We start from the raw sequence: 26,022 nt of genomic DNA on the forward strand, positions 1-26,022 counted from the left end.
TCACGGCCGTCACCGCCCTGCCGAGCCCCGCGCCTCCACCGGCTCCTACGGTGGACCCGTGATCAGAACCGCCGCCCTGGCCCATATCCGTGACCGCCGCCTGATCCAGACCCGCTCGACCGGAAAAACCGTCTTCTACATGGCCGGCGGGAAGATCGATGCCGGGGAGAGCGCACTACAGGCGCTGCACCGGGAGGTCCGTGAGGAACTCGGCGTCGGTGTCGCCGAGGTGAGCGAACTGGGAGTTTTCGAAGCGGAGGCATACGGGCACACCGCCGGCACGCGGCTGCATATGACCTGTTTCCTGGCCGAGGTCACCGCCGAACCCAGCGCCCTCGGCGAGATCGCCGAATTCCGCTATTTCACCGGCGCTGAATACGCCGCCATGGCCGAGGTCGCGCCGGGTTCACTACTGGTCTTCGAACATCTGCACCGGCTGGACCTGATCGACTGGTAACCCACGTGACCACCGGCTCGCCGGTCATCCGATCGATAACGCTCCGGCCGGCCGCGACAGCCACCGCGGAAAGCCGATGGCCCCACCGGGAAGCCCGGTTCCCGGTGGCCGCCGCTACGAAGGACGGTCGCGGTCGTCGCCGCCACCGTTCGTGCTCGGCTCCGCACGCCGTGCCACCCCGTGTTCGGTGCCCTCGTCGGCCTCCTGATCCGGTTCCGGATGTTCGGGCTCGAAGGTCTCCGGCAGATTCTTCAGATGTTTGTTCATCGAGCGGACCAGCAGGAAGGTACCGGCCAGCAGGATCAGCACGATCGCCAAGCCGAGCGGCGACGCCTTCCCGAACTCCGGACCGGTCGGCGTACCGGGTGTCTGCGCGAGCAGCGTGGTCGCGAATACGGAGAGCTGCGCGGTCGCCATCAGCGGTTCTCGTCGGTGATACCGGCGAACAGATCGGTCTCCGGAATATCGGTGCTCACCCGGGTACGCGCCAGCTCGAATTCCTCGGTCGGCCACAGCCGCTGCTGCATCTCCAGCGGAATGGCGAAGAACGCGCCGTTCGGGTCCACCTGGGTGGCGTGCGCGCGCAGCGCGTCGTCGCGGCGCGGAAAGTATTTACCGCATTCGACCTGGGTGGTGACCCGAGCCATGATGTCACCGCGTTCCACCGCGTACTTCCGGGACCGGTCCAGCCACTCCTGCAACGGAAAGGGTTCGCCCAGCTTCTCGTACTCCTCGGCGAACACCTCCATCCGCCGGATCGAGAAGCCGTGGTCGTAGTACAACTTCAGCGGTGTCCACGGCGCACCCGCATCCGGGAACTTCTCCGGATCGCCCGCGGCCTCGTAGGCGGCCACCGAGACTTCGTGGCAGCGGATATGGTCCGGGTGCGGATAGCCACCCATCTCGTCGTAGGTGGTGATGACATGCGGTTTGAACTCGCGGACCACCCGAACCAGCGCCTCGGTGGCCTCCTCGAGCGGGACCAGCGCGAACGACCCCTCCGGCACCGGCGGCAGCGGATCACCCTCGGGCAATCCCGAGTCCACGAAACCCAGCCAGGTCTGCCGGACCCCCAGCGCGGCGGCCGCGGCCGCCATCTCCTCGCGCCGGATCTCGTCCATCCGTTCCAGCACCCCGGGGGTGTCCATGGCCGGGTTGAGGATGCTGCCACGTTCCCCTCCGGTCAGCGTGACGACGAGGACATCGTGTCCTTCGTCGGCATAGCGGGCCGTGGTCGCACCACCCTTGCTGGATTCGTCGTCGGGGTGGGCGTGCACCGCCATGAGGCGAAGGCCACTCACTTCTCGTTCACCGTCGCTCTCGGTCGCGGGTGTTCGGACTTCATTACCTATAGTTCCATCTGGACCGATTCTGTTCCGACCTACCCCCCGGGAGCGCGAAATCATGACCGAGCCCACGCCGGACCCCGGGCACGCCGACTCCACCGGCTCCCCCGCCACGACTTCCCCGGAAGCCGGCGATTCCGCGCGGGACCGGTACGCCGACCGCTACGGCCGACGCGGCGCGCGGCCGAATCGCCGCATGATCGGCGCGCTGCTCACGGGCCTGGTGGTCCTGGCCGGGGTCGGTATCGCCTACCTGGGCTGGGCGCAGTTCGGTCCGAAGGACATCGAATCCGAAGAACTCGGCTACACCGTGCTCGACGATTCGTCGGTCGAGGTACAGATCCGGCTCACCCGCGACGACCCGTCGAAACCGGTGGTGTGCCTGGTGCGCGCCATGTCCCGGGATCTCCAGGAGGTGGGCCGGCGGGAAGTGCTGGTCCAGCCGACCGAGCGCGACAAGACGGTCAAGGTGAGCACGGTCGTCGAAGCCTCCGAACGCCCGGCCTCCGCGGCCGTCTACACCTGCACCGACCAAGTCCCCGGGTACCTGCGCACCGAATGAGCTGTGTTTATGGCGGCGCCTCCGGCGCCGCAGGGGCGGGGCCCTATCAACCCCGGTTCTTCACTCCGCCGCTCAGTCGCTGCGCTCCTTCGCTCTGTCGCTCCAGAACCGGGGCGCCGTTGGGGTGGACCATCCGGAAGATGAGGGGTTGGGTTTGTGGTCCGCCTCGGTCGGGCGGGGATTGCGGATTCGGCGGGAGGTGCCGGGTTCAGGCCGGGCGGTAAGGGGTGGTGCTTGGCGCCTGCAGCGGGCCCGAATAGCTGACCCGCCGGTAAAAGCTTCCCCGACCTGCATCTTTGTGAATCATGCTAAAATGGCCTGACACACGGTTCCGGGGCTCGGAGCCGTGTTTGCTGCATTGGCGGCCAGCGCGATAGATATCGGGGAGGGTCCCGGCATCAGACCTGTCGGGGTTTTTCGAACCCGCAGATCGCGATAGCCGTCTGCTGAAGCATGCCTGCCTGCGGGTGGGACTGCCGCAGTGATCAGGGAATCCCGGCCTGCCGGGGACAACTACTAGGGAGTGATCGAGATGACTGAGACCCAAGTGACCTGGCTGACCCCGGAGTCGCACGACAGGCTCAAGAGCGAACTCGACGCGCTCATCGCCAATCGTCCGGTCATCGCCGCCGAGATCAACGAGCGTCGCGAAGAAGGCGACCTCAAGGAGAACGGTGGCTACCACGCGGCGCGCGAGGAACAGGGCCAGCAGGAAGCCCGGATCCGGCAGCTGCAGGAACTGCTGAACAACGCCAAGGTCGGCGTGGCCCCCACCAAGTCCGGTGTCGCGCTGCCCGGGTCCGTGGTGAAGGTCTACTACGACGGTGACGAATCCGATACCGAGACCTTCCTCATCGCGACCCGCGAAGAAGGTCTGGGCAACCCGGACCTGGAGACCTACTCCCCCAGCTCCCCGCTCGGCGGTGCGCTGATCGACGCGAAGGTCGGCGAGACCCGCGAGTACAACCTGCCCAACGGCAACCTCATGAAGGTGACGCTGGTCAGCGCCGAGCCGTACCACAGCTGAGACCACCGGCCGGCTCGCGGTACGTACCGCGGGCCGGCCGTATGACGACGCGAGCGGCCGTATCCGAATTCCCGGATACGGCCGCTCGTTCATATCCCGCGTGTTCTCCCGGCTGCTCGGTGGCGCCCCGGCGGGTTCAGCTCAGGGCTTGTTCGAGGTCGGCCAGCAGGTCGCTGATGTCCTCGATTCCTACAGACAGCCTTACCAGATCGGCCGGAACCTCGAGATCCGACCCCTCCGTGGAGGCGTGGGTCATGGCCGCCGGATGTTCGATCAGCGATTCCACCCCGCCCAGCGATTCGGCGAGTGTGAACACCTTCGTACGCGAGCACAGATCCCGGGCCGCCTCGACACCGCCGGCCAGCCGCACCGAGATCATTCCGCCGAAACGGCGCATCTGCTTGTCGGCGACGGCGTGACCGGGATGTTCGGGCAGACCCGGATAGATCACATGACTGATGGCGGGGCTGCGGGACAGGAATTCGGCCAGCGTCTCGGCATTGTCGCAGTGCCGGTCCATCCGCAGCGCCAGAGTTTTGGTGCCGCGCAGGGTGAGGAAGGCATCGAAGGGACCCGGCACCGCGCCGGCACCGTTCTGCAGGAACGCGAACGCGGAGTCGAGTTCGGCGTCGTCGGTGACGAGCGCGCCACCGATGACGTCGGAGTGCCCGCCCAGGTATTTCGTCGTCGAATGCACCACGACATCGGCGCCGAGCAGCAGCGGCTGTTGCAGGTACGGGGTGGCGAAGGTGTTGTCGACGACCAATTTGGCGCCCGAGGTGTGCGCGATATCGGCCAGTGCCGGGATATCACCGATATTGAGCAGCGGGTTGGTGGGCGATTCCACCCAGATGAGTTTCGTATTCGGCCGGATGGCGGCGCGCATGGCGTCGATATCGGTGACCGCGGCCGGGGAATGTTCGATACCCCACCGAGTGAACACCTTGTCGATCAACCGGAAAGTGCCGCCGTAGGCGTCGTCGGGAATGACGATATGGTCGCCGGGCCGCAGCATGGCGCGCAGCGCACAATCGGTGGCGGCCATTCCGGAGGCGAATGCCCGGCCGTAGCGGCCGGACTCCAGGGCCGCCAGATTGGCCTCCAGCACCGTGCGGGTCGGGTTGCCGGTACGGGCGTATTCGTAGCCGTCCCGCAGTCCACCCACCCCGTCCTGGGCGAAGGTGGAACTGGCATAGATGGGCACGTTCACCGCGCCGGTACGGGGGTCGGGATCGTAACCGGCGTGCACAGCCCTGGTGGTGAATCCCAGTTCGCTCATACCACCACCCTAAACGGACGGTGCCGGGTACCCGTACGCCGGTGGGCCTTCGGGTGAAGCATTTCACGTGCTGGTCCGCGCCGGCTGCGCGGCGGCCGTCCCGGTTACCCTTGCCCCATGCCGACCGTCGCCGAACTGTTCGCCACAGATTCACTGCTGACCGGGGAGGAACGGGAGATCCGCGATACCGTCGCGGCCTTCACCGAACGCCATATCCGGCCGAATATCGCGCAGTGGTTCGAAGCGGGTGAATTCCCGGTCCGCGATATCGCACCGGAGCTCGGAAAGCTGGGCGTACTCGGGATGCATCTCGAGGGTTACGGGTGCGCCGGCCTCCCGGCGACCGGCTACGGACTGGCCTGCCAGGAATTGGAGGCGGCCGACTCCGGGCTCCGGTCGCTGGTTTCGGTACAGGGCTCGCTGGCGATGACGGCGGTGCACAGGTTCGGCTCCGAGGAACAGAAACAACAGTGGCTACCCGAGCTGGCGGCGGGCCGGAAACTGGGTTGTTTCGGTCTCACCGAACCGGATTTCGGTTCCGACCCCGGCGGGATGCGCACACGTGCCCGGCGTGACGGCAGCGATTGGGTACTCGACGGCTCGAAGATGTGGATCACCAATGGGTCGGTGGCCGATATCGCCGTGGTGTGGGCGCGGACCGAATCCGACGGAAAGAACGCTGTGCGTGGTTTCCTGGTGCCCGCGGATACTCCCGGATTCACGGCGCGGGAAATGAAGGGGAAGCTCTCCCTGCGGGCCTCGATCACGGCCGAACTGGATCTCGACGGGGTACGCCTGCCCGCCGATGCGGCACTACCCGGCGCATCCGGCCTGTCGAGTCCGCTGTCCTGCCTGAACGAGGCCCGGTTCGGCATAATCTTCGGCGCACTCGGCGCGGCTCGGGACTGTCTGAGTACCGCGATCGAATATTCGCGCACCCGAGAGGTTTTCGAGAAACCGCTGGCGGCCTATCAACTCACCCAGGCCAAATTGGCCGATATGGCATTGGAATTGGGTAAGGGTCAGCTGCTGGCATTGCACCTGGGCAGGCTCAAGGATCGTGGTGAACTGACTCCGGAGCAGGTGAGCGCCGGCAAACTCAACAGCTCCCGCGAAGCCATCGCGATCGCCCGGGAATGCCGCACCATATTGGGCGCCAACGGAATCACGCTGGACTATCCGGTGCTGCGGCACGCGAACAACCTCGAATCGGTCCTCACCTACGAGGGCACCGCGGAGGTCCACCAACTGGTGCTCGGCAAGGCACTGACCGACGTATCCGCCTTTCGCTGAGTCAGCCGAGCACTCGGGTCCACTAGCCCTTTCGTGGGCACAAACTCCGTTATCGGCGAATACACTGCCTCACAACGTCTCCCGCGCCGACGGAGGATATTGTTACCAACCGTCATCGGCGAGCCATCTCCCTGTCACCCACGAGCCCGACCGGGGGCGCACCCTGATATTCGCACCCGGAGCGGATTCGAGAACGCCCGGTGTGAAGTACACGGAGGTGCGTTATGAACTCGCAGTCGCCCGGACCGGGCAATCGGCGACCGTCCACCACAGCGAAATCGGCGTTCGGCGTCAAAGCCGTACGGAATTCGCGCGAACGCATTCCCGCACACCGACTACCCGATCAGCGTGAGCTGGTGGCCGCGTTCGCCGGCGGCGGCGAACGCGAATCCGGGCGACCACTGCTCGCCTGGGCGAACACCCTCGCCGATCTGCATCGGCGCCGCCACGGAGATCCGCTCGCGACAGCCGGGATAGATTGCCGGCGGGCCGAGCTCGTCGCGGTGATCGACCGCTGGATCGAGGCCGAGCTGACCGGTCGCCGAGCCCACCGGCCGCGAGCCGATTCCCTCGGCGCCACCATCGACCGGATGGCCGCCGCGCATGTCCACGCCAACCATCTGCTGCACAGCGCCGAATGCGTCTCCGACGATCGGGTGCACGCCGCGTGGTACCGGCTCGCGCTGCTGGCCGACGAATGGACCGATCTGGTGACCGGCGCCGAGCCTGTGCGGCGCCGGATCTGATCCAGTTACCCACAGCCACCTGCGAGGATGCGTAAAAAATCACAATACGATAAAAGACGGCGCGTTGTTACCATCGAGTTATGTTCGCCCTGGGTCCCCGTCTGTTCGAAGTTTCCGCCCGCCGTTATCTGGAGGGTATCCACCGGACCCACGGGGCGCCCGCGTTCGCCGCGGCCGCCGCGCTCCCCGGTCTGTCCGCGGAGCTGGATCAGCACGCGGCGGCAGTGCGCGACATTCTCGATCTCGGCGTGGATAGGCCGGCCGGGGTCGCGCCGACCGTACTGCTGGCCGGTTATATGCGCGGATTGCTCGACGACCGGACCACGCCGGTCACCGAACCCGCGGACTGGGCATGCGCCGAATGGCTGCATCTGCGCCTGGCCGGCGCCTGCCTGCAGGCGGATCTGCCGGCCCGCTGAACGACTTCTGCCGTGGACCGGAGATCCGGTCCACGGCAGAAACGAGTCGATGAGACGCTCAGCGCAGGTGGCGCGGTTCGCCGCCACCGTAGGGTGACCGACCGCCTTCCCCATAGGGCGGCTGTCCGCCGTCGCCGTAGTTCGTGGACTGACCGTACGGCGTCTGGGGACCGCCGTAGGGCGACTGCCCGCCCCGGTAGGGGTTGCCGAACTGGCGGTACTCACCACCGGACATCTGCTGTCCGTAACCGCTGCCTTCCTCCGGCTCGCCCCGGTAACCGCCGCCCCGCGCGGGCTGGGGCTCATCCCACTGCTCCGGCTCACGGCTGCCCGGCGCCTGTCCACGCCCCGCCTGCTGCGCGCCCGTCCGCTGCCGCTCCCGCGACGCGTCCTCCCGGCCGCGCTGATAGGCCTCGGCGTGGCCACGCACCGCCGGCATCTCCTCCTCGAACCCGGTCAGCCACGATTCCCAGCGCTGCTGCATCGGCCGCACCAGACCGCCACCGACACCGACGACCAGGATGCCGCCCAGGGTCGCCAGCACCGCGATGAGGACCGGCGTGGTGACCGTGGTGGCGACGCCGATCTGGTTCAGCGCGGCGATGATGCCGATACCCCAGATGAAGACCGCGGCGATCCGGCCGAGCATCGGGCCGTAGCTCAGGCCGCCTAGCGCGTTGCGCACCAGATCGTTGACCGCGTGCGCGATGGCGCCCGCGACCACGATGATCAGGATGGCCACGGCCGCCCGCGGCAGCCAGGCGACGATCCCGTTGATCAGATTGCTGACCGGGTTGGGCCCGAAGACCCCGAAACCCATCTGCAGCGCGATCAGCAGAATCGCGTAGAAGGCCAGCCGTCCCAGGAGATCGGACGCGTCGTATTTGCTGCGCGACAGCATCCGCTGGATTCCGCCCCGCTCGACGAGCCGATCGAAACCTACTCGCTCGAGAACTTTGTCGACGATCTTCTCGACCACTTTGGCGATGACCCAGCCGACGAGCAGGATGACCAGGAAGCCGAGGAGCTTGGGTACGAATGTCGCGATCGAACTCCACGCGTCAGAGAAACCCTGCTGGAAATCGATTGCCAAACTTGAGGTTTGCACAAGCCCTTCCCTTCGCTCTCCGATCGGACGCAGCGTTTGCCACGAACGGCACTACGCCACGTTATACCCCGGTGGAGCTGGTTGGACCTGTGATTGCGGAATAATTGCTAATGCGCCGTGCGGCCGGTGCTCACGAACCCCAGCAAATCGTGCCGGGTGATGACCCCGACGGGTTTGCCGTCTTCGACGACCATCAGCGCGTCGGTATCCGAAAGTGCCTTGGTGGCCGCCGAGATCGGCTCACCCGAACCGATCAGTGGAAACGATTCGCTCATATGCTGCGCCACCGAATCGGTGAGATTCGCCCGGCCGGAGAACACCGCCGAGAGCAGATCCCGCTCCGAGACACTGCCGGCCACTTCACCGGCCATCACCGGCGGTTCGGCCCCGACGACCGGCATCTGCGAGACACCGTATTCGCGCAGGATCTCGATCGCGTCGCGCAGTGTCTCGGAGGGATGGGTGTGCACCAGATCGGGCAGTTCCCCGGACTTACCGCGCAACACATCGCCGACCAGGGTTTCCGCGGTCGACCCGTCGAGCGGGGTGCGCAGGAATCCGTAGGAGCTCATCCAGCGGTCGTTGAAGATCTTGGACAGGTACCCGCGCCCACCATCGGGCAGCAGCACCACCACCACGGCCTCCGGATCGCGCCGGGCCACCTCGAGCGCCGCCACCACGGCCATCCCGCACGAACCGCCGACCAGCAGGCCCTCTTCGCGTGCCAGACGGCGGGTCATATCGAAGGAATCCGCGTCGGAGACGGCGATGATCTCGTCGGGAATCGCCGGATCGTAGGCCGACGGCCAGAAATCCTCACCGACACCCTCGACCAGGTAGGGCCGGCCGGTCCCGCCGGAATACACCGACCCCTCGGGATCGGCGCCGACGACCTTCACCTTCCCGCCGGACACCTCTTTCAGGTAGCGGCCGACGCCGGTGATGGTGCCGCCGGTGCCGACACCGGCGACGAAATGGGTCACCGTACCGTCGGTATCACGCCAGATCTCGGGGCCGGTGGTCTCGTAGTGACTGTCCGGACCGCCGGGATTGGAGTACTGGTCCGGCTTCCAGGCGCCGTCGATCTCCTGCACCAGCCGGTCGGAGACGCTGTAGTAGCTGTCGGGGTGCTCCGGGGGCACCGCGGTCGGGCAGACCACCACTTCGGCACCGTAGGCACGCAGCACATTGCGCTTGTCCTCGCTGACCTTGTCCGGGCAGACGAAGACACAGTGGTAGCCGCGCTGCTGCGCCACCAGTGCGAGGCCGACACCGGTATTACCCGAGGTCGGCTCCACGATCGTCCCACCGGGGCGCAACTGTCCGGACTTCTCCGCGGCCTCGATCATCTTCACCGCGATACGGTCCTTGGCGCTCCCGCCCGGGTTCAGGTACTCGATCTTGGCGGCCACCAGCCCGGCACCCGAGGGAACCACCGAGTTCAATCGGACCAGTGGGGTGTTGCCGATGAGGTCCACGACATGATCCGCGATGCGCATACCCCCATCGTTGCAGAGGCGTTGCCGGGGGCTTCGGTGCGGTCCGCCGCGTCGGCACTTCCGCACCGCGCAAATCCGGCGGGGCCGGTGCCGAGCCTTTACTATCTGGGACCTATGAGGCTGCCGAAGCGCGCACGCGCCACCGTGTTTCTGGCCGGATCCGCCTTAGCGCTGATCGCCGGGCCGGGAGCGACGGCCGGTGCCGCCACCATCGCGTTCCCCGATGTCCCGACGCTGGCCTACGGCGGCCTGTGCGGGACCAGCATCCGCACCTGGGCCGATACCGATCCACAGTGGCCCGGTCGCGCGGTGATCAATGTCCGCGCGAACCCGGTCGCCGGGATCGGGCCCGGGGCCTACCCGCTCGCACCGTTGTGCGAAGTTCTGACCACCGTGACCTGGCGCAATCTCGATACCGGGGCCACCGGTAGCTATGTCAACAATGTGGTGACCGGTATCTACGGCAGCATCCAGTACTCGCTGTTCCAGGACACCGGCCCCGGCCGGGTGGACGTCGTCGTCACCACCAACCACGCGAGCATCCCGGCGCACGGCAGTTTCGTCGTCCCGGCCTGACGCCGGACACGCCCGGCCGCGACGGCTCGCACGTTCGCACGAGATCCTTCCCGCTCGTAAAATCCCTGCCCATGGGCGAAACTCGGATCGGATGGCGCACCGCCGCGGTGGCCGGTGCCGCCACGGCTCTGCTCGGCTCCGGTGCCGGAACCGCGTCATGGGCGGCCTATCGGCTGCTCACCACCCAGGCGGGCACGGCGCGCGGCATGATCGGCCGCGATACCTCCAAACCCCCGGAAGCCGACGGTATCTACACACCGCACGGGTACGAACGCTGGCGCTCCGGCGCACCCGCCGACCTGCACCTGATGATCTTCGGCGACTCCACCGCCGCCGGCCTGGGGTGCGGTAGTGCCGCCGAGGTGCCCGGCGTCCGTATCGCGCACGGCCTGGCCGACGCCACCGGGCAGCGGATCCGGTTGAGCACCAAAGCCATCTCCGGCGCCACTTCGAAGGGTCTGGCCGGGCAGGTGGACGCGATGTTCGTGGCGGGCGGGCCGCCGGACGCCGCCGTCGTACTGGTCGGCGCGAACGACGTCACCAAGAAACATTCGATCGCCCGGTCCGCCGAACGTCTCGGCTCGGCGGTCAGCCGGTTGCACGGCGCGGGCAGTGTCGTCGTGGTCGGCACCTGTCCCGATCTGGGCAGCGTCACCGCGATCCCGGAACCCCTGCGCTCGGTGGTGCACCGCTGGAGTGTCCGGCTGGCCCGCGCGCAGACGGCGGCCACCAGGGCGGCCGGTGGCCGCACGGTCGCGATGGGCGATCTGCTGAGCAAGGATTTCCGGTCGGCTCCGGAGCAGTTGTTCTCCGCCGACGGTTTCCATCCCTCGGCCGCGGGTTACGCGTTGGCCGCCACCCATCTGCTGCCCGAATTGACGAGAGCGCTCGCTGAACGGGATATGGCCACGGCGGATATTTCCTCGTAGCCGGACGCGACGTAGATTCGAGGGGATCGTACCCGCGAGTAGTGTTCGGTTCGGCCGTTTCGGCCGAGCACGCTCCCCGACAAAGGAGTCCTCATGCCAGAGGCCGTCATCGTTTCCGTTGCTCGCTCCCCCATCGGCCGGGCCAACAAGGGGTCGCTGGTGAGCATGCGGCCCGACGACCTGGCCGCGCAGATGGTGCGCGCCGCACTGGACAAGGTCCCCGCCCTGTCACCCGCCGATATCGATGATCTGATGCTCGGCTGCGGCCAGCCCGCCGGTGAGTCCGGGTTCAACATGGCCAAGGTCGTCGCCACCCAGCTGGGTTACGACTACATGCCCGGCACCACTGTGAACCGGTACTGTTCCTCCTCGTTGCAGACCACCCGGATGGCATTCCACGCCATCAAGGCGGGCGAGGGTCACGCGTTCGTCTCCGCCGGTGTGGAGACCGTCTCCCGGTTCCCGAAGGGCACCGCCGACGGCTGGCCCGATACCCACAACCCGCTGTTCGGCAGCGCCGAGGAGCGCACCGCCACCTCCGCGCAGGGCGGCGTCGAATGGCACGACCCGCGCAACGACGACACCATCCCCGACGTCTACATCGCGATGGGCCAGACCGCGGAGAACGTCGCCTCGTTCACCGGGATCTCCCGAGAGGACCAGGACCACTGGGGCGTGCGGTCGCAGAACCGCGCCGAAGAGGCCATCGCATCGGGCTTCTTCGAACGGGAGATCACCCCGGTGACCCTGCCCGACGGCACTGTCGTCTCCACCGACGACGGCCCCCGCGCCGGGACCACCTACGAGAAGATCTCCCAGCTCAAGCCGGTCTTCCGCCCCGACGGCACGGTGACCGCCGGTAACGCCTGCCCGCTCAACGACGGTGCCGCCGCCCTGGTGGTCATGAGCGATACCAAGGCCAAGGAACTCGGCCTCACCCCGCTGGCGCGGATCGTTTCCACGGGTGTCTCCGGGCTCTCCCCCGAGATCATGGGCCTGGGCCCGATCGAAGCGGTACGCAAAGCGCTGAAGCTGGCCGGTAAGACCATCGGCGATATCGACCTCTACGAGATCAACGAGGCCTTCGCCGTACAGGTGCTGGGTTCGGCCCGGGAACTGGGCATGGACGAGGACCGGCTGAACGTCTCCGGTGGAGCCATCGCCCTCGGCCACCCGTTCGGGATGACCGGTGCCCGCATCACCGCGACCCTCATCAACAACCTCCAGACCCACGACAAGCAGTTCGGTCTGGAGACGATGTGCGTCGGCGGTGGCCAGGGCATGGCGATGATCATCGAGCGCTTGAGCTGAGTCCTCGGTGTGCCCCACGGTATCGAGGTCTTCGTAGGCGGGGCCGGAAACCTGTTGTCCGACCCGAGTAAGCGTCGACCCGCACCGTGGCCGATACGGATAGCTTCATCGGCCCTTCCGCAGGCTTCCGCCGTCTGCGGAAGGGCCGCGCTTCGCCGGATCGAGGGCGTCCGCTGTGCGCGATCTCTACGGCGTGGTGCGAACGAGTGATTCCAGGATTTCGTGAGCGTGGGTCCACAACAGCGCGGCGCCGCTGTCGGGCAGATAGTGCCGTGTAGCGTTCGGAATCCGTAGTGTGCGCCCCGGCAACGCGGTGGACAGACCCGAACCGGGCCGCTCCACCGAGATCAGTCGAACGCCCAACTCGGCCAGTACTCCGGAACCGAATCCGAGTCCGCGCCCCCAGCCTGCCCCGGGACAGAAAAGGACAGGCCGGCCATCCACCGGGCCCCACTCCGCCCACGCCGATCGCCGACCATCCCGCAACACCGTCTCCCCCACCCGTGCGGGATCTTCCACAGTCGGCATTTCCATGCCCGCAATGATCACCCCGGCCCCGGCGAGCCGCGCAAGCTGTTTTCCGTCCTGCTGCCGTGCACCCCGCTCGCGACCGGGGAGACAGCCCGTTCGGGACGTGCCCACGCGTCCGGCCGGCCTACTACCGGCTACTTCTCCTGACGCCGCACCATTTCGGCGATCCAGACGGGCGCGAACGGGGAGGTGCAGCCCGGCGAAGTCGGGTAGTCCTCGAGCACCTGCAACCGTTGACCGATCTCGATCGCCCGAGCACGGTACTCGGGATACGTGATGCCGATCTGCGCCAAGCAGGTGTTCATCGCCCATTGCAGCCTGTCCGGGGCGTCCTTCATCTCCGACTCGACAGTGTCGAGCAGGCCGGTGAGGTCCAGGCCCCCGGACTGCTTCGTCACCCGTTCAGCGGTCAACTCCCATCCCGCGCTCGCCACCACGGGATCCGGATCGGCGAACCAGGCCGCGCGCAGTTCCTCGGCGTGCGGGTTCTTCCGCACCACATTGTTCAAGAGCCAGTCGTGCACCTTGGGCGTCCGGGCATCACGGAGCATGGCGTCCAACTCGTCATATGCGAACGCTTTCGGGCGGCAGACCAGCAGCGCCAGCAGTCGCGCCGCCGTATCGCCGGTCTCCCACAACCCGAGCGCGAGATCCTGCTGTGTCTTCAGCCGTTTCGCGACCGCGCGCAGTTTCGTGAGGTTCACGGCGTGGTCGTCGCCGCGTCGCTCGTTCACCGCACGGATCTTCGGATCCGCGAGGTCGGCCAGTTCGGCCATCACCTCGGCCACGGTCGTCGTATCGGTCACTTCGACCTCCTACCTGTTCGGGTCCGGAACTCCGGTCAGCGGACTACATTCTTGCGCAGACGCGGTGCGGGAAACCACACTCCGGCAATCGGCCCGGCGCGGCGACGGCGATCCCCCGGGGAAATTCCGGATTCCCGCGATCTCGACCGCGCGGCGACCGCAGAGCCGATATACGAAGTGCCGGTCGACCGAAAAATCTGTGGTCCGGGAGTTGATCGCTGCGGCACGCTCTCGGGGTGGCCGTATCGGAGAAGGTCGTCCGGACCTCGAACCGGGCCCGGGCGACCGGGCTGAGTCTGGGCTCGTGGGTGTTGTTCGCGAGTTCGGGCTCGCTGGCCACGGCGGTGATGGCGGCGGGCTGGTCACCGACCGCGGTGACCTCGGCGCGGATCGCACTGGCCGCGCTCCTGCTGGTGCCGGTAGTCGCGGTGCTGCGGCCGCGAGCACTGCGGTTCGGACGTTCCGATCTCGGGTTGCTGCTCGGCTACGGCCTGCTCGGGGTCGGCGGAGTGCAGTTGTTGTTCTTCGTGGCCGTGGCCCGGATCCCGGTCGGAGTGGCGATGGTGCTGGTCAATGTGGCTCCCGTGGTGGTCGCGCTGTGGGTTCGAGTGGTGCGGGGTGCCCGGCTGCCCGGGCTGGTGTGGGTGGGTATCGGGCTGGCCCTGACGGGACTGCTTCTGGTCGCGGAGATCTGGCGGGGTGGCGGACCGGACCTGTTCGGTGTCGCCGCCGGGCTGGGCGCGGCGATCTGCTCGGCCGGGTATTTCCTGCTCGGAGAGCACGGGGCGAACAGGCACGATTCGTTCGGGCTGACCGCCGTCGGACTGGCGATCGGCGCGGTACTGGTATCGGTGCTCGCCCCACCCTGGTCACTGCCTGCGGACCTGCTCACTACTGCTGCGGACTTGGGAGGGCTGCGAGTTCCGGTGTGGCTGGTGCTGCTGATGCTGGCCGTGGCCGGTACCGTACTGCCCTACCTGGCGGGACTACATGCGTTGCGCGACCTGTCAGCGGCTCCGGCCAGTGTGCTGGCTCTGGTGGAACCGGTGGCCGCCGCCCTGCTGGCCTGGCTGTTGCTCGGCCAGTCGCTCGGGCCGATACAACTGGCCGGAGCGGCGATACTGCTCGGCGGTGCGCTGCTCGTGCAGCAGGCCGGACCCGAAACCTTTGCGGCACGGACCAGACACTCGCTCGTCGCCCGAGCGAGGCGCACGCGATAAACGAGCAGCGCATATCAGCAGGCGCAGGATCTCGACGTAGAGCCGGACCAGGTGACCGTGAGGCCCAGGGCCACACCCCAAGCCGCCTTCGGCGGGGCCCGAGCGCGGATGAGCTGGTCGGCGGCGTCGAAGTCCAGCAGGAAGCTGAACGCGGCGATGGCGATGACCACCAGGCTGAAGATGATCGCGATCGGGCCGCCGTCGCGCAGGCCGAAGCCGCCGTCGTGCCACCGGGTTGCCCCCGCTGCTCAAGGCGGCACCAGGTCAGCGCAATAGGACCGCAAGGACTTCGAGCGCGGCGAAGCGGCGCCCGTAGGAACTCTCCCCCCGCTGGTGCAGGATGCCGATATCGGCGAGTTGCCCGACGATCTTGTTTGCTCCGTTGTAGGTCACACCCAAGTGCCGCTGCACATTACGGACAGTGAAAATCGGCTGTTCGAGTGCATAGTCGATCAGCCGCGAGGCGTTCGCCGCCCGGAGACCGGCCGCACGCACCCGATTCTTCAACTCATACTGCACACGGATCAGATCAGTGAGCTGGGCAGCCGTGGTGGCCGCGGCCGCAGCGACCCCTTCGGCGAAAAAACGGATCCATCCGTCCCAGTCGCCCGCCGCACTGACCGCGAGAAGTGCGTCGTAGTACTCCGCCCGTCTGGCTTCGAACCACGGCGACACCGTCAGCGTCGGCTCCGAGAGAATGCCGGACCGGTGCAGTTGAAGCACGATGAGCAGACGGCCGATTCGGCCATTACCGTCGTTGAACGGGTGCAGCGTTTCGAACTGATAGTGCGCCATGCCGGCCATGACGAGCGGATCGATGTCGTCGTTGGGGCGCATGATCCAATCGGTCAGATCGCGGACCTGCGCTTCGAGATCGATTCCGGGCGGCGGCGGAATGAAGCGCGCATCGGGCACCCGGGCACCACGGTGGCTACCGATGACCACCTGAGCGGTCCGGATCCGACCGGCCTGATCGGTATCGGCGGATGTACCACCGACCAAGATCCCCTGCAGAGATTCGAGCATCCCCACTGTCAGTGCCCGGCCGTCCGCTACCCACTGAAAGGCATGGTCGGCGGCGACGACATAGTTGAATACTTCGCGCATGGTCTCGTTCACGGGCTGCTCATCGGCGTCTACTCCGAGAACATCTTCCAGCGGCGCGTAGGTGCCTTCCAGCGCGGAGGTGCTCTGCGCCTCTTGGCGCAGTGTCGGCTGTCGCAGGAGAGCCGGATTCGGGAGTTGGCGCGCCGATGCGTCGAGCGCGGCGAGCGCGGCCCGGGCCTTGGCGACCATATTGAATGTCCGGACGCCGAGCGGGGGCGTTTCATCCGGAAGCGGGTTCGGCACGTAGGCAACATGGGACCACTCACCCCATCGCCGGTCTGTGCCACCGATAGGAACAAGCACACCAGTTGGGCTGTTCGAGAACATTTCGATGCGCACAATCTAACTGTATAGGCACTTCAGTTGGATTGTTTCCGGATTTCGGCGTCGAAATACAACTGATCGGCACCGCACGCGAAAGGCGGCCCCCACCGAAGTGAGGGCCGCCTTCATGCAGTCGCGGTCGCTACTAGTCGCTCTGGAAGTAGCTCAGCAGGCGGAGGATCTCCACGTAGAGCCAGACCAGGGTGACCGTGAGACCCAGGGCCACACCCCAGGCCGCCTTCGGCGGAGCCTGAGCGCGGATGAGCTGGTCGGCGGCGTCGAAGTCCAGCAGGAAGCTGAACGCGGCGATGGCGATGACCACCAGGCTGAAGATGATCGCGATCGGGCCGCCGTCGCGCAGGCCGAAGCCGCCGTCGGTGAAGAAGCTCGCGACCAGGTTGCCCACGATCAGGACCATGATACCGATCATGGCGCCGATGAGCATACGGGTGAACCGCGGCGTGACCCGGATGGCGCCGGTCTTGTAGACGACCAGCATGCCGGCGAACACACCGAAGGTGCCCAGGACGGCCTGGCCGATCATGCCCGCGCCGCCCGCGCCACCGAAACTGATATCGGTGAACATGAACGACAGGGCACCGACGAAGACACCCTCGGCGACCGCGTAGGAGAGCACGAGGGCCGGGTTGTCGGCCTTGTTTCCGAAGGTGGCGACCAGTACGAGAACCAGTCCGATGAGGCCACCGCCGATGACGAACAGCGGCGCCAGACCGTTGTTCGCGCTGGTCAGAATGTAGGTGACCAGCGCGGACAGCGCGAGGACACCCAGGGTGATACCGGTCTTGGTGACCACATCGTCGATGGTCAGCGACCGGGTCGGCGCTTGTGTATAGGGCTGCTGATATTGCTGCGGGTACTGCTGCTGGTTGCCGTACTGGTAGCCCAGCTGACCCGCGCCGGCGGCGGCCGAGCCGAAGCTCGCGTAGCCGGTTTCCTGCTTCGGCAGATTCTTGAATACCGGATTGCTTGTGGCGCGCACCGCAAATCCCTTTCTCGGAGTTCGTTGGCCATACCGGGGCACGACCGTCGGCTCGAGCTGTTACTCGATATCCAACTGTCCGTCCAACGATCACGGACCCCGGGGAAGTTCCCGGGCGAGACGACAAGACAGACAAACCGGACCTTACCGCCGGTCGGGCCGGTATGTGCCACGGACCGGCAGATATGCCACGCACGACCTCGCCGGATACGGATATCACCTGCTCCCGGGGTGTCCTATCCAATTACGCAAGTAGCTTGCCTATAATCGGCGTGCCGCATCGGCGGCGGTCATTTCCGGACACCGGCCGAACACGAAACGAGGGCGATATGACCCCGGCGACTCGCGGGTATCGACACCGCACCCTGGCCCTGGCCGTCGCGGCCGGTTGCGCCGCGGCGTTCCCGGCACTGACCACACCGGTCCCCGCCACCGCGGCACCACCGGAGATCACCTGCGGATGGAGCCCGCGGATCGGGGCGAGCACATTCAACGTCGCCTTCCCCGACACCTTCGCCGACTACTGGATGACCCTGGTACCCGCCGCCCCGGGAACGGACGTGACCCTGCGCGGGCAGTTCCCGCACGCGCGATATATGTCTTTCGTCTCGTATTCGTCCGGGGTGGCCACCGGCGTACTGACCGATACGGCGATCGTTCCGGACGCCGGCTCGGGGAACCCCTTCCCCGCGGGCGCCGAGCGGCAGAACGAGAACCGGTCCTATACCGTCCGGGTGGTCGCCGGCGACCGGCCGGCGGACCCCGAACCCAATACGCTCTACGCCCGGGCGGTAGACGGTGTGATCCCGGTGATCTACCGGGTCTATCGTCCCGATGCCGGACGCGATGCGATGGGCGGTACCGGTCTGCCGCGAACCACGGTGCGCACCCCGGGTGGCGCTGTCGAACTCGCCGACTGCGGCAGCAGCACCAGCGATTCCGACCCGCACGGCGTGTTCCCGGAGAGCCGCGTCCGGCCGGGTGGGCGAGCCACTCCGCCGCCGCGCGCACCACAGTGGGCCGGAAGCGAAGGCGGCGGCCTGTTCCCCAACCCGGACAACAAGTACCTGGCCACCCTGGTGGATTCCGGCCGCACGGCGATCGTCCGCGGTCGCCTCCCCGAAACTCCGGATACCTTTCCCGGCACCCCGCGGATGGCGCCCGCGCAGCTGCGGTACTGGTCGATGTGCAGCGGTGACGGGCCCTCCACCAGCACCCTGGGCTGTCTGGTCGACGACCAGATCCCGGTGGACGAGGACGGTGAATTCACGATCGTGATCTCCGCGCCGGAGCACCGGCCGGACCCGCGCTGCGGTGCCGCCTGGCTACCCGCGAATTCCGGCGAAACCCTGCTGATCATGCGAAATATGCTGCCTGCCGACGACTTTCCCGATTCTGTGCAGAACGCCGATCCGGAGAACCCGGCACCGGTACTGGGCTCCTATTACCCGGAGGTCACCTATCCGGGTGGTACGGCCGGACTCTGCTGACCACCCGCCCCACGCCGTCGCCACCGGGGACACCGGCGCGCGGCGGGCTCGGCGAGAATCGGTCGTCATGAGCGAATCCACCGCGGCGGGCTCGTCACCGGCCGTACTGCTGTACCGGCTGACCCGCGCGACCAGTGTCCGGCTGGCCGAAGCGTTCGCCGCGGCGGGGATGCCCGACCTCCATCCACGCCATGCCCTGCAACTCTTTCCGCCGTTGCTCGCGGGCGGGCAGCGGATCTCGGAGCTGGCACCGCTGACCGGGGTGACCCGGCAGGCCACCGCGCAGGTGGTGGGCACGCTGGAACGCGGCGGCTATCTCGTCCGCGCCGCCGACCCCACCGACCGGCGGGCCAAACTGGTCTGCCTCACCGACCGCGGCCGCGCGGCGGTCGGTGTACTACGCGACAGCATGATCGCGGTGGAACAGGACTGGGCGCGCATCCTGGGCGCCGGGCACGCTACCGAATTCCGGGAGATGCTGGCACTACTACTCGACGAATCCGGTAGCGGCGGACCGCTACCGGGCTGATTCCGGCGCCGCGCTACATCACCATGACGAGGATCACGATGATGATGAGCAGCCCGATCAGCAGGCCGACGGTGACGGCGACGGTCGGACTGAGCTGGTTCGAACCGTTGCGCGCGGCGGGAACCGCGACCGCGGCGGGCCGGGGCGGCTGCGGCTGCGCACGCCGGGGCAACGGCCCGGAACGGGGGCTGCGCAGTCCGGCGGCGGAGTTGCGGGCGGCCCAGGCGGGGATCGTGCCGTCCTCGGTACGCACCGGCGCGCCGAGAATATTGCCGGCGGCGCCCGGGCCGAAAGCACTGGCCAGGATCTCGTCCCGCGCCTCGGCCATCGTCGGGCGACGCTGCGGGGCCGGTTCCATCATGTGCAGCAGCGCCCGGGTGAGCACCCCGCTGCGGGCGGGCGGAATGATCTGCGCCATGGCGGCACGCTCCACGATGGCGCCGGTATCGTCGTCCATTCCGAACGGCGGCTGACCCTCGATGGCGGTGTAGAGGGTGGCGCCGAGCGAGAACACATCACTGGCCGCGGTCGGCTGGGCGCCACGCGCGACCTCCGGTGGCAGATAGGCGGGCGTACCGGTGATCATCCCGTCCGGTTCGTCGGCGGCCTCGGCGATATTGCGGGAGATACCGAAATCGCTCAGTTTCGCCATCCCGACCCCGGGGCCACGGTCGGCGACGAGGATATTGCCCGGTTTGATATCGCGGTGCACGATTCCGACATGATGCGCGGCGGCCAGCGCGTCGGCGACCTGGGCGCCGATCTGGGCCACCTCGATCACCGAGAGGGTGTTCACCAGTGAGAGCGCGCGGGCCACACTGCGTGAGGGCAGATGCTCCATCACCAGCCAGGGCTCGCCGGCCTCGAGGACCACGTCGTAGACCGCGATGGCGTGTTCGTGGGACAGTTTCGCCGCGACCCGGCCCTCGTGCACGATCTGGTCGCGGACCCGCCGGGCCTGGGCCTCGTCCATACCGGCGGTGGACAACACCTGTTTGATGGCGACCTCGCGGTCGAGCAGCCGATCCTTGGCCTCCCAGACCGCTCCCATACCGCCACCACCCAGCTTCGACTGCAGGCGGTATCGGCCGGCGACCAGATAGTCCGGGCCGACGATGGGGCGGGGGCGATCGATCATGGGAGTGAGACTAGCCGAATTCGATGGTAGCTGGCCGGATTCGGAGCTGGACCACACAACACGTGACTGCGTTCACTACAGCGGGTCGTAGCTATGCCGGGCGGTGCTTCCGGAGGCGGGTTCCAGCCGATAGGCTGTCGAATGTATGTTCGAATCAGGAGGTAGCTGGGGCGGTGCCGGCCACTTCGGTGCGACCGGCCGGCTGTCCGGCATCCGTCGCGGAAGTGGGTGAGAGTATGACGGCACGACCCCCGAAAGCCAGCGGCGCGCAATTGCGCGAACTGGCGCAGTTGCGGCGGGCACGGGCGGCGAGCGGCGGATGCGTACCCGGTCCCACCGCGGCGCCGCGCGGCGAGAACGGCCTGTCCGCGCCGGTGGTCCCGGCGGCGGTGCTGCGCCGGGAGATCCTGCCCGTCCCCTCGGCCCTGGCTCCCCTGCTACCCGAAGGCGGCCTGGTCAAAGGCACAGTGGTGGGCTATACCGGCGCCGGGTCGTTACTGGCCGGGCTCCTCGCCGCGGTCACCGGACCGGGTGGGCACGCGGCCGCGGTGGGGCTGCCCGGGCTGGGCCTGCTCGCGGCCGCGGAGATGGGCGCCCGGCTGGACCGGCTCGCCGTGGTCGCCGACGCCGGCCGGGATCCGGTGGAGGTGGCCGCGGTGTTGCTCGACGGTATGGAGCTGGTGGTACTCGGCCTCGACGGCGCCACGGTGGCCCCCGCGCGCGCCCGGGTGCTCGCGGCGAAGGCCCGCGGAAAAGGCGCCACACTGATCGTCACCGACGGTATCTGGCCGGCCCCGGATCTGCGGCTGGAAGCGAAGGTATCCGGCTACACCGGGCTCGGCACGGGCAGCGGCCGTATCCGTTCGATCGGCCTCGATGTCGAGGTCCGCGCGGAAACCGGTGTGCCGCGGCGCGGCCGGCTGGTCGCCCGGCCGCTGGCCGGCCGGGTGGAATGGACGGCACCGGACAGCGCGACCGCCGACGGCGGGCTCACCCCGGAACGGCGGGAGCGTTCAGTTGCCTCCTGACCCCTCCGCGCCCACAGCGCGCGGCGGCCCCCGGGTGCTGGCGGTGTGGTGCCCGGACTGGCCCGCGGTCGCGGCGGCGGCGAGTGCGGGTCTACCGCCGGAACAACCGCTTGCGGTCCTGCACGCGAACCGGGTCGTCACCTGTTCGGCCGCCGCCCGCGAAGCGGGGGTGCGCCGCGGAATGCGTAAACGCGAAGCCCAGGGCCGCTGCCCGGAACTGGTTGTGGCACAACAGGACCCAGACCGCGACGCCCGGCTGTTCGAACCGGTCGCCGCGACCGTCGATACGCTCGCCTCCGGCGTGGAAGTTCTGCGGCCCGGCCTGCTGGCACTGTCCGCGCGCGGCGTCATCCGCTATTTCGGTTCCGCCGAGGCCGCGGCCCGCCGTTTGCTCGCCGCGCTGGCCACCGCCGGAGTGGAGGCCCGGGTGGGTATCGCCGACGAACTGTCCACCGCGATCATCGCCGCCCGGCACGGGACCCTGGTGGCGCCGGGACAGGACGCACAGTTCCTGGCACCGCTGCCGATCGGGGAACTGGCGGCCGAACCCGGCCCGGCCGCCGCGGAACGAGCCGCACTCCTGGACCTGCTGCACCGGCTGGGCCTGCGCCGTATCGCCGATTTCGCCGAACTGACCCCCACCCAGGTCACCTCCCGGTTCGGCACGGACGCGATCCACGCGCACCGGGTGGCCCGCGCACTACCGGAACGCCCGCCGGCACCCCGCCGGCCGGCACCGGAGCTGGAGATCCGGCTGCCCTGCGATCCGCCGATCGACCGGGTAGACCGGGCCGCGTTCGCCGGTCGGCTACTGGCCACCCGGTTGACCGCGACCCTGGCCGCGGCCACCCTGGCCTGCACCCGGCTGGAAATCCGCGCCGAAACCGAAACGGGCGAGCACCTGTCACGGGTCTGGCGCTGCGCCGAACCGCTGACCGCCGACGGTGTCGCCGACCGGGTGCGCTGGCAACTCGACGGCTGGCTGACCCGCCCCCCGGCCGGCCGGCCCACCGGCCCGATCATCCTGCTGCACCTGATACCGGTGGAGCTGGTCCCGGCCGCCGCCCTGCAACTGGGTCTGTGGGGTGATACCGGGTCGGGTGACGAACGCGCGTTGCGCGCGCTGATCCGGGTCCAGGGCCTGCTCGGCGGAGACGCGGTGCAGGTGGGGGTGCTCAGTGGCGGGCGCGGACCGGCCGAACGGGTCACCATGGTCACGTTCGGCGACGAACCGGCCCCGCATACCGATCCGGTACCGCCCTGGCCGGGCCGGATCCCCGAACCCGCGCCCGCCGTGATCATGCTCCGCCGCCCACCGGTCACCCTGGAATCCGCCGACGGCACACCCGTGCGGATCACCGAGCGCGGCCGCTTCAGCGGGCCTCCGGCCCGGTTGCGCTGGGGACGATCCAGCTGGCGGCTCACCGCATGGGCCGGCCCCTGGCTGCTGGACGAACTGTGGTGGTCGTCCGGCGCCGCGCCCGCCGCCCGCGCGCAGGTGGAACTACCCGGCCCGCACAGCCTGCTGCTGCTCGTCCAGGACGACCGGTGGTGCGTGGAAGGGCTCTACGAATGAGCGGCGGGCTCAGTACCCGTCGCAGGAGTCGAACGCGGCGTCCTTGTCCTTGTTGAAGGTATCGATCTGACCGTTCACCTCTTCGACCGAGGCATTACGTTCCAGCAGGTCGGCCAGTGATTTCAGGTTTTCCCGGTAGGTGCGCATCGGGGTGGAGACATCGTTGGGCACATCCGGGTTCAGGTTCTCGTCGATCTTGCCTGCGGTATTGCGCAGCGCGGTGATCGCGGCCTGCTTCTTCGGCTCGAGATCGGGGGCTTTGGCGTCACTGGCGTCGATATAGGCGTTGAAAGCGTCCACCGCGGGGTTGTTGTTGTCGCGCAGTGCGTCGCACACCTCGGTGGCGGCGGAGGCCGCCGCGGCGGCCCGGGAGGAGGAGGCCGCGGCCGACGACGATTTCACCTCGGAGGTGTACAGCTGCAACTCGGACTGGTTCACCTGGGCGGTACCGGTCACGGTGTTCGAGCAGGCAACGAGGAAACTGCCCGCGACCAGCGCGGTCACGGCAGCGGCGAGGCCGGCTCGTTCGAATCGTCGCATAGGTGTTGCACTCCCCTCGGATGCCCACGACCCCGTATTTTCGCACCGGCGCGCCGGACATCTGAGCCGCCGGTGCTGTCAACCGTACTGTGTCGGGTCGTATTTCGACTGCCCAGCCTGTCCATTGATGATCAACCGATACCGGTGGGCGCCCGCGCTAGCCCGTCGCGATATCGATGACCAGGCGATTCGGCATCGAGGCGGCCCATACCGTGAACCCGGGCTCCTCGGCGGCGACTCCGATGAACGACTGCGTGACCCCTTCGAAAACGGTGGTCCGATACACCCCGGCGATCCCGGGTACCGCCGGATCGGTGGCGGGATCCGGGCCGGCGTAGGGAGCCACCTGGCTGTCGAAGGGATAGGCCGATCCGGTGATCCGCACCTCGAGCACCGAATCGCCCGCCACCTCGAGTTCCCGTCCGCTGCCGTCCTGCAGAGCCCGCCCCGTGTACCACACGCTCCAGCCCGGAGTACCTTCCCCGCCGAGCTCGTACTCCACGCGGTCGAACCCGGGATGCCGGCTCAGCCGGATATCGGTCACGGTCAGCAACGCGCCCGGGGAGGCCCCGGCCTGTTTGGGCACCGTATCGTCCGGCGCCGGGGCCACCTCGCCCGGAATCGGAATCGGAATCGGCGGCACCGGCAACGCCGGGGTGTCCACCTCCGATGTCGGCACCGCCGGCACCAGCTCCGGGGAGCTGACCGGTGGTGTGGACCCGGAGTCGGCACATCCCGCCAGGCAACCCAGCATCGCCGCCACTACCAGAACCCGCCCGGTACGCATGGGGCCGATGCTAACCGCCGTGGCCGCTGTCCTGCGGGAACATGCTCGCACCGGTGTGCCATCGGCGGTACGCGCCCTGGTCCCGGGGTGGTCACGGACCCGGCGACCGTGCGATCGGACGACTGGCCGGGGCCGCGGCGGGTCCGGCGTACCGGGGCCGCCACCCGGTCTCCGCCGATCAGGCGGGGCGGCCGACGGGCCGCGGCAACGATCTAGCACACTTGTTACGTGCGAGATGTGGAGGACCTACTGGGAAGGTTGCGCCGCTATCCGGATGTGGAGGCCGCCAACCTGTACGCCGTCGATGCCGCCGACCGCCTGATTCTCGACGTAGCGGCGGAAGCACTCACCGAGGCCGCCGCCGCCCGGGAAACGGTCGCCGTGATCGGCGACGGCTACGGAGCTCTCACCCTCGGTGCCGCGGCCGCCCACGATCTGCACGGGATACGGGTCCATCAGGACCTGCTCACCGGTGAACTGGCCCTGGCCGCCAACGCCCGCGGCCTCGGGCTGGCCGACCGCTACACCCCGCACGCACTGGACGAGAATCTGCTCGGCGGCGCGACCGTCGTGCTGCTGCGCCTGCCGCGCGTGCTGGCCGGGCTGGCCGAAATCGCCGAAGCTGTCGCCCGTTACGCCCATCCCGCGGTCCAGGTCTTCGCCGGTGGCCGCGACAAATACCTCACCAAGGCCATGAACGATGTCCTGGCCGAATCGTTCGCCGAGGTGCGGGCCAGCCGCGGTCGGCAGAAATCACGCACCCTGCTGGTCCGCGGCCCGAAACCGGTGGGCGTTCCCCGGTTTCCGTTACACGAGCACATCGGCGAATTCGATCTCGATGTGATCGCCCACGGCGCCGCGTTCTCCGGGACCCGCGTCGATATCGGCACCCGGTTCCTGCTGGAACATCTGCGCGCCATGAAACCCGACGCCCGCGACGCCGTCGACCTGGGCTGCGGCACCGGGATACTGGCCGTGGCCCTCGCCCGGTCCCGGCCCGGCCTCACCGTGGTCGGCACCGATCAATCCGCTGCCGCCGTAGCCTCGGCCACCGCCACCGCGGCCGCCAACCAGGTGACCGACCGTGTCCGGGTGGTCCGCGACGATGCCATGTCCGGGGCTCCCGACAACAGCGCCGACCTGGTCGTATGCAATCCACCGTTCCATATCGGCGCCGCTGTGCACACCGGATCGGCCATCAAGATGTTCGCCCAGACGGGCCGGGTCCTACGTCCCGGCGGCGAGCTGTGGACCGTGTACAACAATCATCTCAACCATCGCACCGTGGTCGAGCGGATGGTCGGTCGCACCGAGGTGATGGGCCGCAACCGGAAATTCACCGTCACGCGATCGGTGCGCGGATTGCACGATCCCGTCCGCACCTGATACCCGGC

26 protein-coding genes and 1 pseudogene are annotated in these 26,022 nt (G+C 68.1%); 15 read left to right on the forward strand and 12 right to left on the reverse strand.

Annotation, left to right across the window (positions count from 1 at the left end; translation table 11 throughout):
* Positions 1 to 58: 58 nt before the first annotated feature.
* Positions 59 to 457, forward strand: a complete 399-nt coding sequence (locus tag ACWEWT_RS19145; protein WP_452560633.1) for an NUDIX hydrolase — start codon at positions 59 to 61, stop codon at positions 455 to 457.
* A gap of 114 nt (positions 458 to 571) precedes the next feature.
* Here the strand turns inward: ACWEWT_RS19145 and ACWEWT_RS19150 are convergent, their stop codons facing one another.
* A complete protein-coding gene (locus ACWEWT_RS19150) occupies positions 572 to 874 on the reverse strand; it encodes a hypothetical protein (protein ID WP_452560635.1) in 303 nt (100 codons plus the stop codon).
* On the reverse strand, positions 874 to 1,740 hold the full coding sequence (gene mca, locus ACWEWT_RS19155; RefSeq protein WP_452560757.1) for a mycothiol conjugate amidase Mca: 867 nt from the start codon (positions 1,738 to 1,740) through the stop codon (positions 874 to 876). Before mca ends, ACWEWT_RS19150 begins: the two co-directional genes overlap by 1 nt.
* A gap of 121 nt (positions 1,741 to 1,861) precedes the next feature.
* Here mca and ACWEWT_RS19160 point away from each other — a divergent pair, with 121 nt between their 5' ends.
* Entirely contained in the window at positions 1,862 to 2,365 is a 504-nt protein-coding gene (locus tag ACWEWT_RS19160; protein ID WP_452560636.1) for a DUF4307 domain-containing protein, read from the forward strand.
* Between the two features lie 532 nt (positions 2,366 to 2,897).
* Positions 2,898 to 3,392, forward strand: coding sequence for a transcription elongation factor GreA (greA, locus tag ACWEWT_RS19165; protein WP_058854743.1), 495 nt, complete (start codon positions 2,898 to 2,900; stop codon positions 3,390 to 3,392).
* 136 nt (positions 3,393 to 3,528) lie between these two features.
* Here the strand turns inward: greA and ACWEWT_RS19170 are convergent, their stop codons facing one another.
* Positions 3,529 to 4,671: a cystathionine gamma-synthase gene (locus tag ACWEWT_RS19170; protein WP_452560637.1), complete on the reverse strand. Its 1,143-nt coding sequence runs from the start codon at positions 4,669 to 4,671 to the stop codon at positions 3,529 to 3,531.
* Positions 4,672 to 4,788: 117 nt separating this feature from the next.
* Between ACWEWT_RS19170 and ACWEWT_RS19175 the strand changes: the two genes are divergently transcribed.
* The 3 genes from ACWEWT_RS19175 (at position 4,789) to ACWEWT_RS19185 (ending at position 7,129) form a co-directional block, all read left to right on the forward strand.
* Entirely contained in the window at positions 4,789 to 5,964 is a 1,176-nt protein-coding gene (locus tag ACWEWT_RS19175) for an acyl-CoA dehydrogenase family protein (RefSeq protein WP_452560638.1), read from the forward strand.
* Between the two features lie 224 nt (positions 5,965 to 6,188).
* Entirely contained in the window at positions 6,189 to 6,710 is a 522-nt protein-coding gene (locus ACWEWT_RS19180; protein WP_452560639.1) for a DUF4254 domain-containing protein, read from the forward strand.
* 80 nt (positions 6,711 to 6,790) lie between these two features.
* Positions 6,791 to 7,129, forward strand: a complete 339-nt coding sequence (locus ACWEWT_RS19185; RefSeq protein ID WP_452560641.1) for a DUF6401 family natural product biosynthesis protein — start codon at positions 6,791 to 6,793, stop codon at positions 7,127 to 7,129.
* Positions 7,130 to 7,187: 58 nt separating this feature from the next.
* Here ACWEWT_RS19185 and ACWEWT_RS19190 read toward each other — a convergent pair whose 3' ends face one another.
* Positions 7,188 to 8,222: a mechanosensitive ion channel family protein gene (locus ACWEWT_RS19190; protein ID WP_452560642.1), complete on the reverse strand. Its 1,035-nt coding sequence runs from the start codon at positions 8,220 to 8,222 to the stop codon at positions 7,188 to 7,190.
* Positions 8,223 to 8,344: 122 nt separating this feature from the next.
* Positions 8,345 to 9,736, reverse strand: coding sequence for a cystathionine beta-synthase (locus ACWEWT_RS19195; protein ID WP_452560644.1), 1,392 nt, complete (start codon positions 9,734 to 9,736; stop codon positions 8,345 to 8,347).
* 114 nt (positions 9,737 to 9,850) lie between these two features.
* On the opposite strand from ACWEWT_RS19195, the gene ACWEWT_RS19200 reads away from it, so the two are divergent.
* The 3 genes from ACWEWT_RS19200 to ACWEWT_RS19210 all read left to right on the forward strand — a co-directional run bounded on the left by ACWEWT_RS19200 (position 9,851) and on the right by ACWEWT_RS19210 (position 12,552).
* Positions 9,851 to 10,312, forward strand: a complete 462-nt coding sequence (locus ACWEWT_RS19200; RefSeq protein WP_452560645.1) for a hypothetical protein — start codon at positions 9,851 to 9,853, stop codon at positions 10,310 to 10,312.
* 71 nt (positions 10,313 to 10,383) lie between these two features.
* On the forward strand, positions 10,384 to 11,241 hold the full coding sequence (locus ACWEWT_RS19205) for an SGNH/GDSL hydrolase family protein (RefSeq protein ID WP_452560646.1): 858 nt from the start codon (positions 10,384 to 10,386) through the stop codon (positions 11,239 to 11,241).
* Positions 11,242 to 11,334: 93 nt separating this feature from the next.
* Positions 11,335 to 12,552, forward strand: a complete 1,218-nt coding sequence (locus tag ACWEWT_RS19210; protein ID WP_452560647.1) for an acetyl-CoA C-acetyltransferase — start codon at positions 11,335 to 11,337, stop codon at positions 12,550 to 12,552.
* 665 nt (positions 12,553 to 13,217) lie between these two features.
* Here ACWEWT_RS19210 and ACWEWT_RS19215 read toward each other — a convergent pair.
* Positions 13,218 to 13,859, reverse strand: a complete 642-nt coding sequence (locus ACWEWT_RS19215) for a DNA alkylation repair protein (RefSeq protein ID WP_452560759.1) — start codon at positions 13,857 to 13,859, stop codon at positions 13,218 to 13,220.
* A 266-nt stretch (positions 13,860 to 14,125) separates the two neighbouring features.
* Between ACWEWT_RS19215 and ACWEWT_RS19220 the strand changes: the two genes are divergently transcribed.
* Positions 14,126 to 15,109: an EamA family transporter gene (locus tag ACWEWT_RS19220; protein WP_452560649.1), complete on the forward strand. Its 984-nt coding sequence runs from the start codon at positions 14,126 to 14,128 to the stop codon at positions 15,107 to 15,109.
* Positions 15,110 to 15,124: 15 nt separating this feature from the next.
* On the opposite strand, the pseudogene ACWEWT_RS19225 reads toward ACWEWT_RS19220, so the two are convergent.
* The 3 genes and pseudogenes from ACWEWT_RS19225 to ACWEWT_RS19235 form a co-directional block, all read right to left on the reverse strand.
* Positions 15,125 to 15,333 (reverse strand): annotated as a pseudogene (locus tag ACWEWT_RS19225) (Bax inhibitor-1/YccA family membrane protein); the annotation flags it as partial.
* Positions 15,334 to 15,373: 40 nt separating this feature from the next.
* Entirely contained in the window at positions 15,374 to 16,555 is a 1,182-nt protein-coding gene (locus tag ACWEWT_RS19230) for a Fic family protein (RefSeq protein ID WP_452560651.1), read from the reverse strand.
* A gap of 130 nt (positions 16,556 to 16,685) precedes the next feature.
* Positions 16,686 to 17,540, reverse strand: coding sequence for a Bax inhibitor-1/YccA family protein (locus ACWEWT_RS19235; protein ID WP_452560652.1), 855 nt, complete (start codon positions 17,538 to 17,540; stop codon positions 16,686 to 16,688).
* A 329-nt stretch (positions 17,541 to 17,869) separates the two neighbouring features.
* Here ACWEWT_RS19235 and ACWEWT_RS19240 point away from each other — a divergent pair, with 329 nt between their 5' ends.
* Both ACWEWT_RS19240 and ACWEWT_RS19245 read left to right on the forward strand, forming a co-directional pair.
* Entirely contained in the window at positions 17,870 to 19,030 is a 1,161-nt protein-coding gene (locus ACWEWT_RS19240; protein ID WP_452560653.1) for a hypothetical protein, read from the forward strand.
* A gap of 67 nt (positions 19,031 to 19,097) precedes the next feature.
* Entirely contained in the window at positions 19,098 to 19,559 is a 462-nt protein-coding gene (locus ACWEWT_RS19245; protein ID WP_452560655.1) for a MarR family winged helix-turn-helix transcriptional regulator, read from the forward strand.
* Positions 19,560 to 19,572: 13 nt separating this feature from the next.
* Here the strand turns inward: ACWEWT_RS19245 and ACWEWT_RS19250 are convergent, their stop codons facing one another.
* Entirely contained in the window at positions 19,573 to 20,697 is a 1,125-nt protein-coding gene (locus ACWEWT_RS19250) for a serine/threonine-protein kinase (protein ID WP_452560656.1), read from the reverse strand.
* Positions 20,698 to 20,933: 236 nt separating this feature from the next.
* On the opposite strand from ACWEWT_RS19250, the gene ACWEWT_RS19255 reads away from it, so the two are divergent.
* Together ACWEWT_RS19255 and ACWEWT_RS19260 are read left to right on the forward strand one after the other, a co-directional pair.
* On the forward strand, positions 20,934 to 21,725 hold the full coding sequence (locus ACWEWT_RS19255) for a hypothetical protein (RefSeq protein WP_452560657.1): 792 nt from the start codon (positions 20,934 to 20,936) through the stop codon (positions 21,723 to 21,725).
* Positions 21,715 to 23,301, forward strand: coding sequence for a Y-family DNA polymerase (locus ACWEWT_RS19260; protein WP_452560658.1), 1,587 nt, complete (start codon positions 21,715 to 21,717; stop codon positions 23,299 to 23,301). The genes ACWEWT_RS19255 and ACWEWT_RS19260 overlap by 11 nt, the downstream gene beginning before the upstream one ends.
* A 9-nt stretch (positions 23,302 to 23,310) precedes the next feature.
* Here ACWEWT_RS19260 and ACWEWT_RS19265 read toward each other — a convergent pair whose 3' ends face one another.
* Positions 23,311 to 23,841, reverse strand: a complete 531-nt coding sequence (locus ACWEWT_RS19265; protein WP_452560659.1) for a hypothetical protein — start codon at positions 23,839 to 23,841, stop codon at positions 23,311 to 23,313.
* Positions 23,842 to 23,998: 157 nt separating this feature from the next.
* A complete protein-coding gene (locus ACWEWT_RS19270) occupies positions 23,999 to 24,628 on the reverse strand; it encodes an AMIN-like domain-containing (lipo)protein (protein ID WP_452560660.1) in 630 nt (209 codons plus the stop codon).
* Between the two features lie 228 nt (positions 24,629 to 24,856).
* Here ACWEWT_RS19270 and ACWEWT_RS19275 point away from each other — a divergent pair, with 228 nt between their 5' ends.
* Positions 24,857 to 26,014, forward strand: a complete 1,158-nt coding sequence (locus ACWEWT_RS19275) for a class I SAM-dependent methyltransferase (protein ID WP_452560661.1) — start codon at positions 24,857 to 24,859, stop codon at positions 26,012 to 26,014.
* Positions 26,015 to 26,022 lie beyond the last annotated feature (8 nt).

It is taken from the genome of Nocardia sp. NPDC003963, assembly GCF_053605105.1.

Bases quoted from the DNA above. Each gene is read 5' to 3' on its own strand.
- ACWEWT_RS19215 (WP_452560759.1), bottom strand. From the start codon at position 13,859: ATGGCCGAACTGGCCGACCTCGCGGATCCGAAGATCCGTGCGGTGAAC.
- ACWEWT_RS19250 (WP_452560656.1), bottom strand. From the start codon at position 20,697: ATGATCGATCGCCCCCGCCCCATCGTCGGCCCGGACTATCTGGTCGCC.
- ACWEWT_RS19175 (WP_452560638.1), top strand. From the start codon at position 4,789: ATGCCGACCGTCGCCGAACTGTTCGCCACAGATTCACTGCTGACCGGG.
- ACWEWT_RS19170 (WP_452560637.1), bottom strand. From the start codon at position 4,671: ATGAGCGAACTGGGATTCACCACCAGGGCTGTGCACGCCGGTTACGAT.
- ACWEWT_RS19205 (WP_452560646.1), top strand. From the start codon at position 10,384: ATGGGCGAAACTCGGATCGGATGGCGCACCGCCGCGGTGGCCGGTGCC.
- ACWEWT_RS19240 (WP_452560653.1), top strand. From the start codon at position 17,870: ATGACCCCGGCGACTCGCGGGTATCGACACCGCACCCTGGCCCTGGCC.
- ACWEWT_RS19185 (WP_452560641.1), top strand. From the start codon at position 6,791: ATGTTCGCCCTGGGTCCCCGTCTGTTCGAAGTTTCCGCCCGCCGTTAT.
- ACWEWT_RS19270 (WP_452560660.1), bottom strand. From the start codon at position 24,628: ATGCGTACCGGGCGGGTTCTGGTAGTGGCGGCGATGCTGGGTTGCCTG.
- ACWEWT_RS19210 (WP_452560647.1), top strand. From the start codon at position 11,335: ATGCCAGAGGCCGTCATCGTTTCCGTTGCTCGCTCCCCCATCGGCCGG.
- ACWEWT_RS19265 (WP_452560659.1), bottom strand. From the start codon at position 23,841: ATGCGACGATTCGAACGAGCCGGCCTCGCCGCTGCCGTGACCGCGCTG.
- ACWEWT_RS19245 (WP_452560655.1), top strand. From the start codon at position 19,098: ATGAGCGAATCCACCGCGGCGGGCTCGTCACCGGCCGTACTGCTGTAC.
- mca (WP_452560757.1), bottom strand. From the start codon at position 1,740: ATGGCGGTGCACGCCCACCCCGACGACGAATCCAGCAAGGGTGGTGCG.
- ACWEWT_RS19150 (WP_452560635.1), bottom strand. From the start codon at position 874: ATGGCGACCGCGCAGCTCTCCGTATTCGCGACCACGCTGCTCGCGCAG.
- greA (WP_058854743.1), top strand. From the start codon at position 2,898: ATGACTGAGACCCAAGTGACCTGGCTGACCCCGGAGTCGCACGACAGG.
- ACWEWT_RS19200 (WP_452560645.1), top strand. From the start codon at position 9,851: ATGAGGCTGCCGAAGCGCGCACGCGCCACCGTGTTTCTGGCCGGATCC.
- ACWEWT_RS19255 (WP_452560657.1), top strand. From the start codon at position 20,934: ATGACGGCACGACCCCCGAAAGCCAGCGGCGCGCAATTGCGCGAACTG.
- ACWEWT_RS19180 (WP_452560639.1), top strand. From the start codon at position 6,189: ATGAACTCGCAGTCGCCCGGACCGGGCAATCGGCGACCGTCCACCACA.
- ACWEWT_RS19195 (WP_452560644.1), bottom strand. From the start codon at position 9,736: ATGCGCATCGCGGATCATGTCGTGGACCTCATCGGCAACACCCCACTG.
- ACWEWT_RS19160 (WP_452560636.1), top strand. From the start codon at position 1,862: ATGACCGAGCCCACGCCGGACCCCGGGCACGCCGACTCCACCGGCTCC.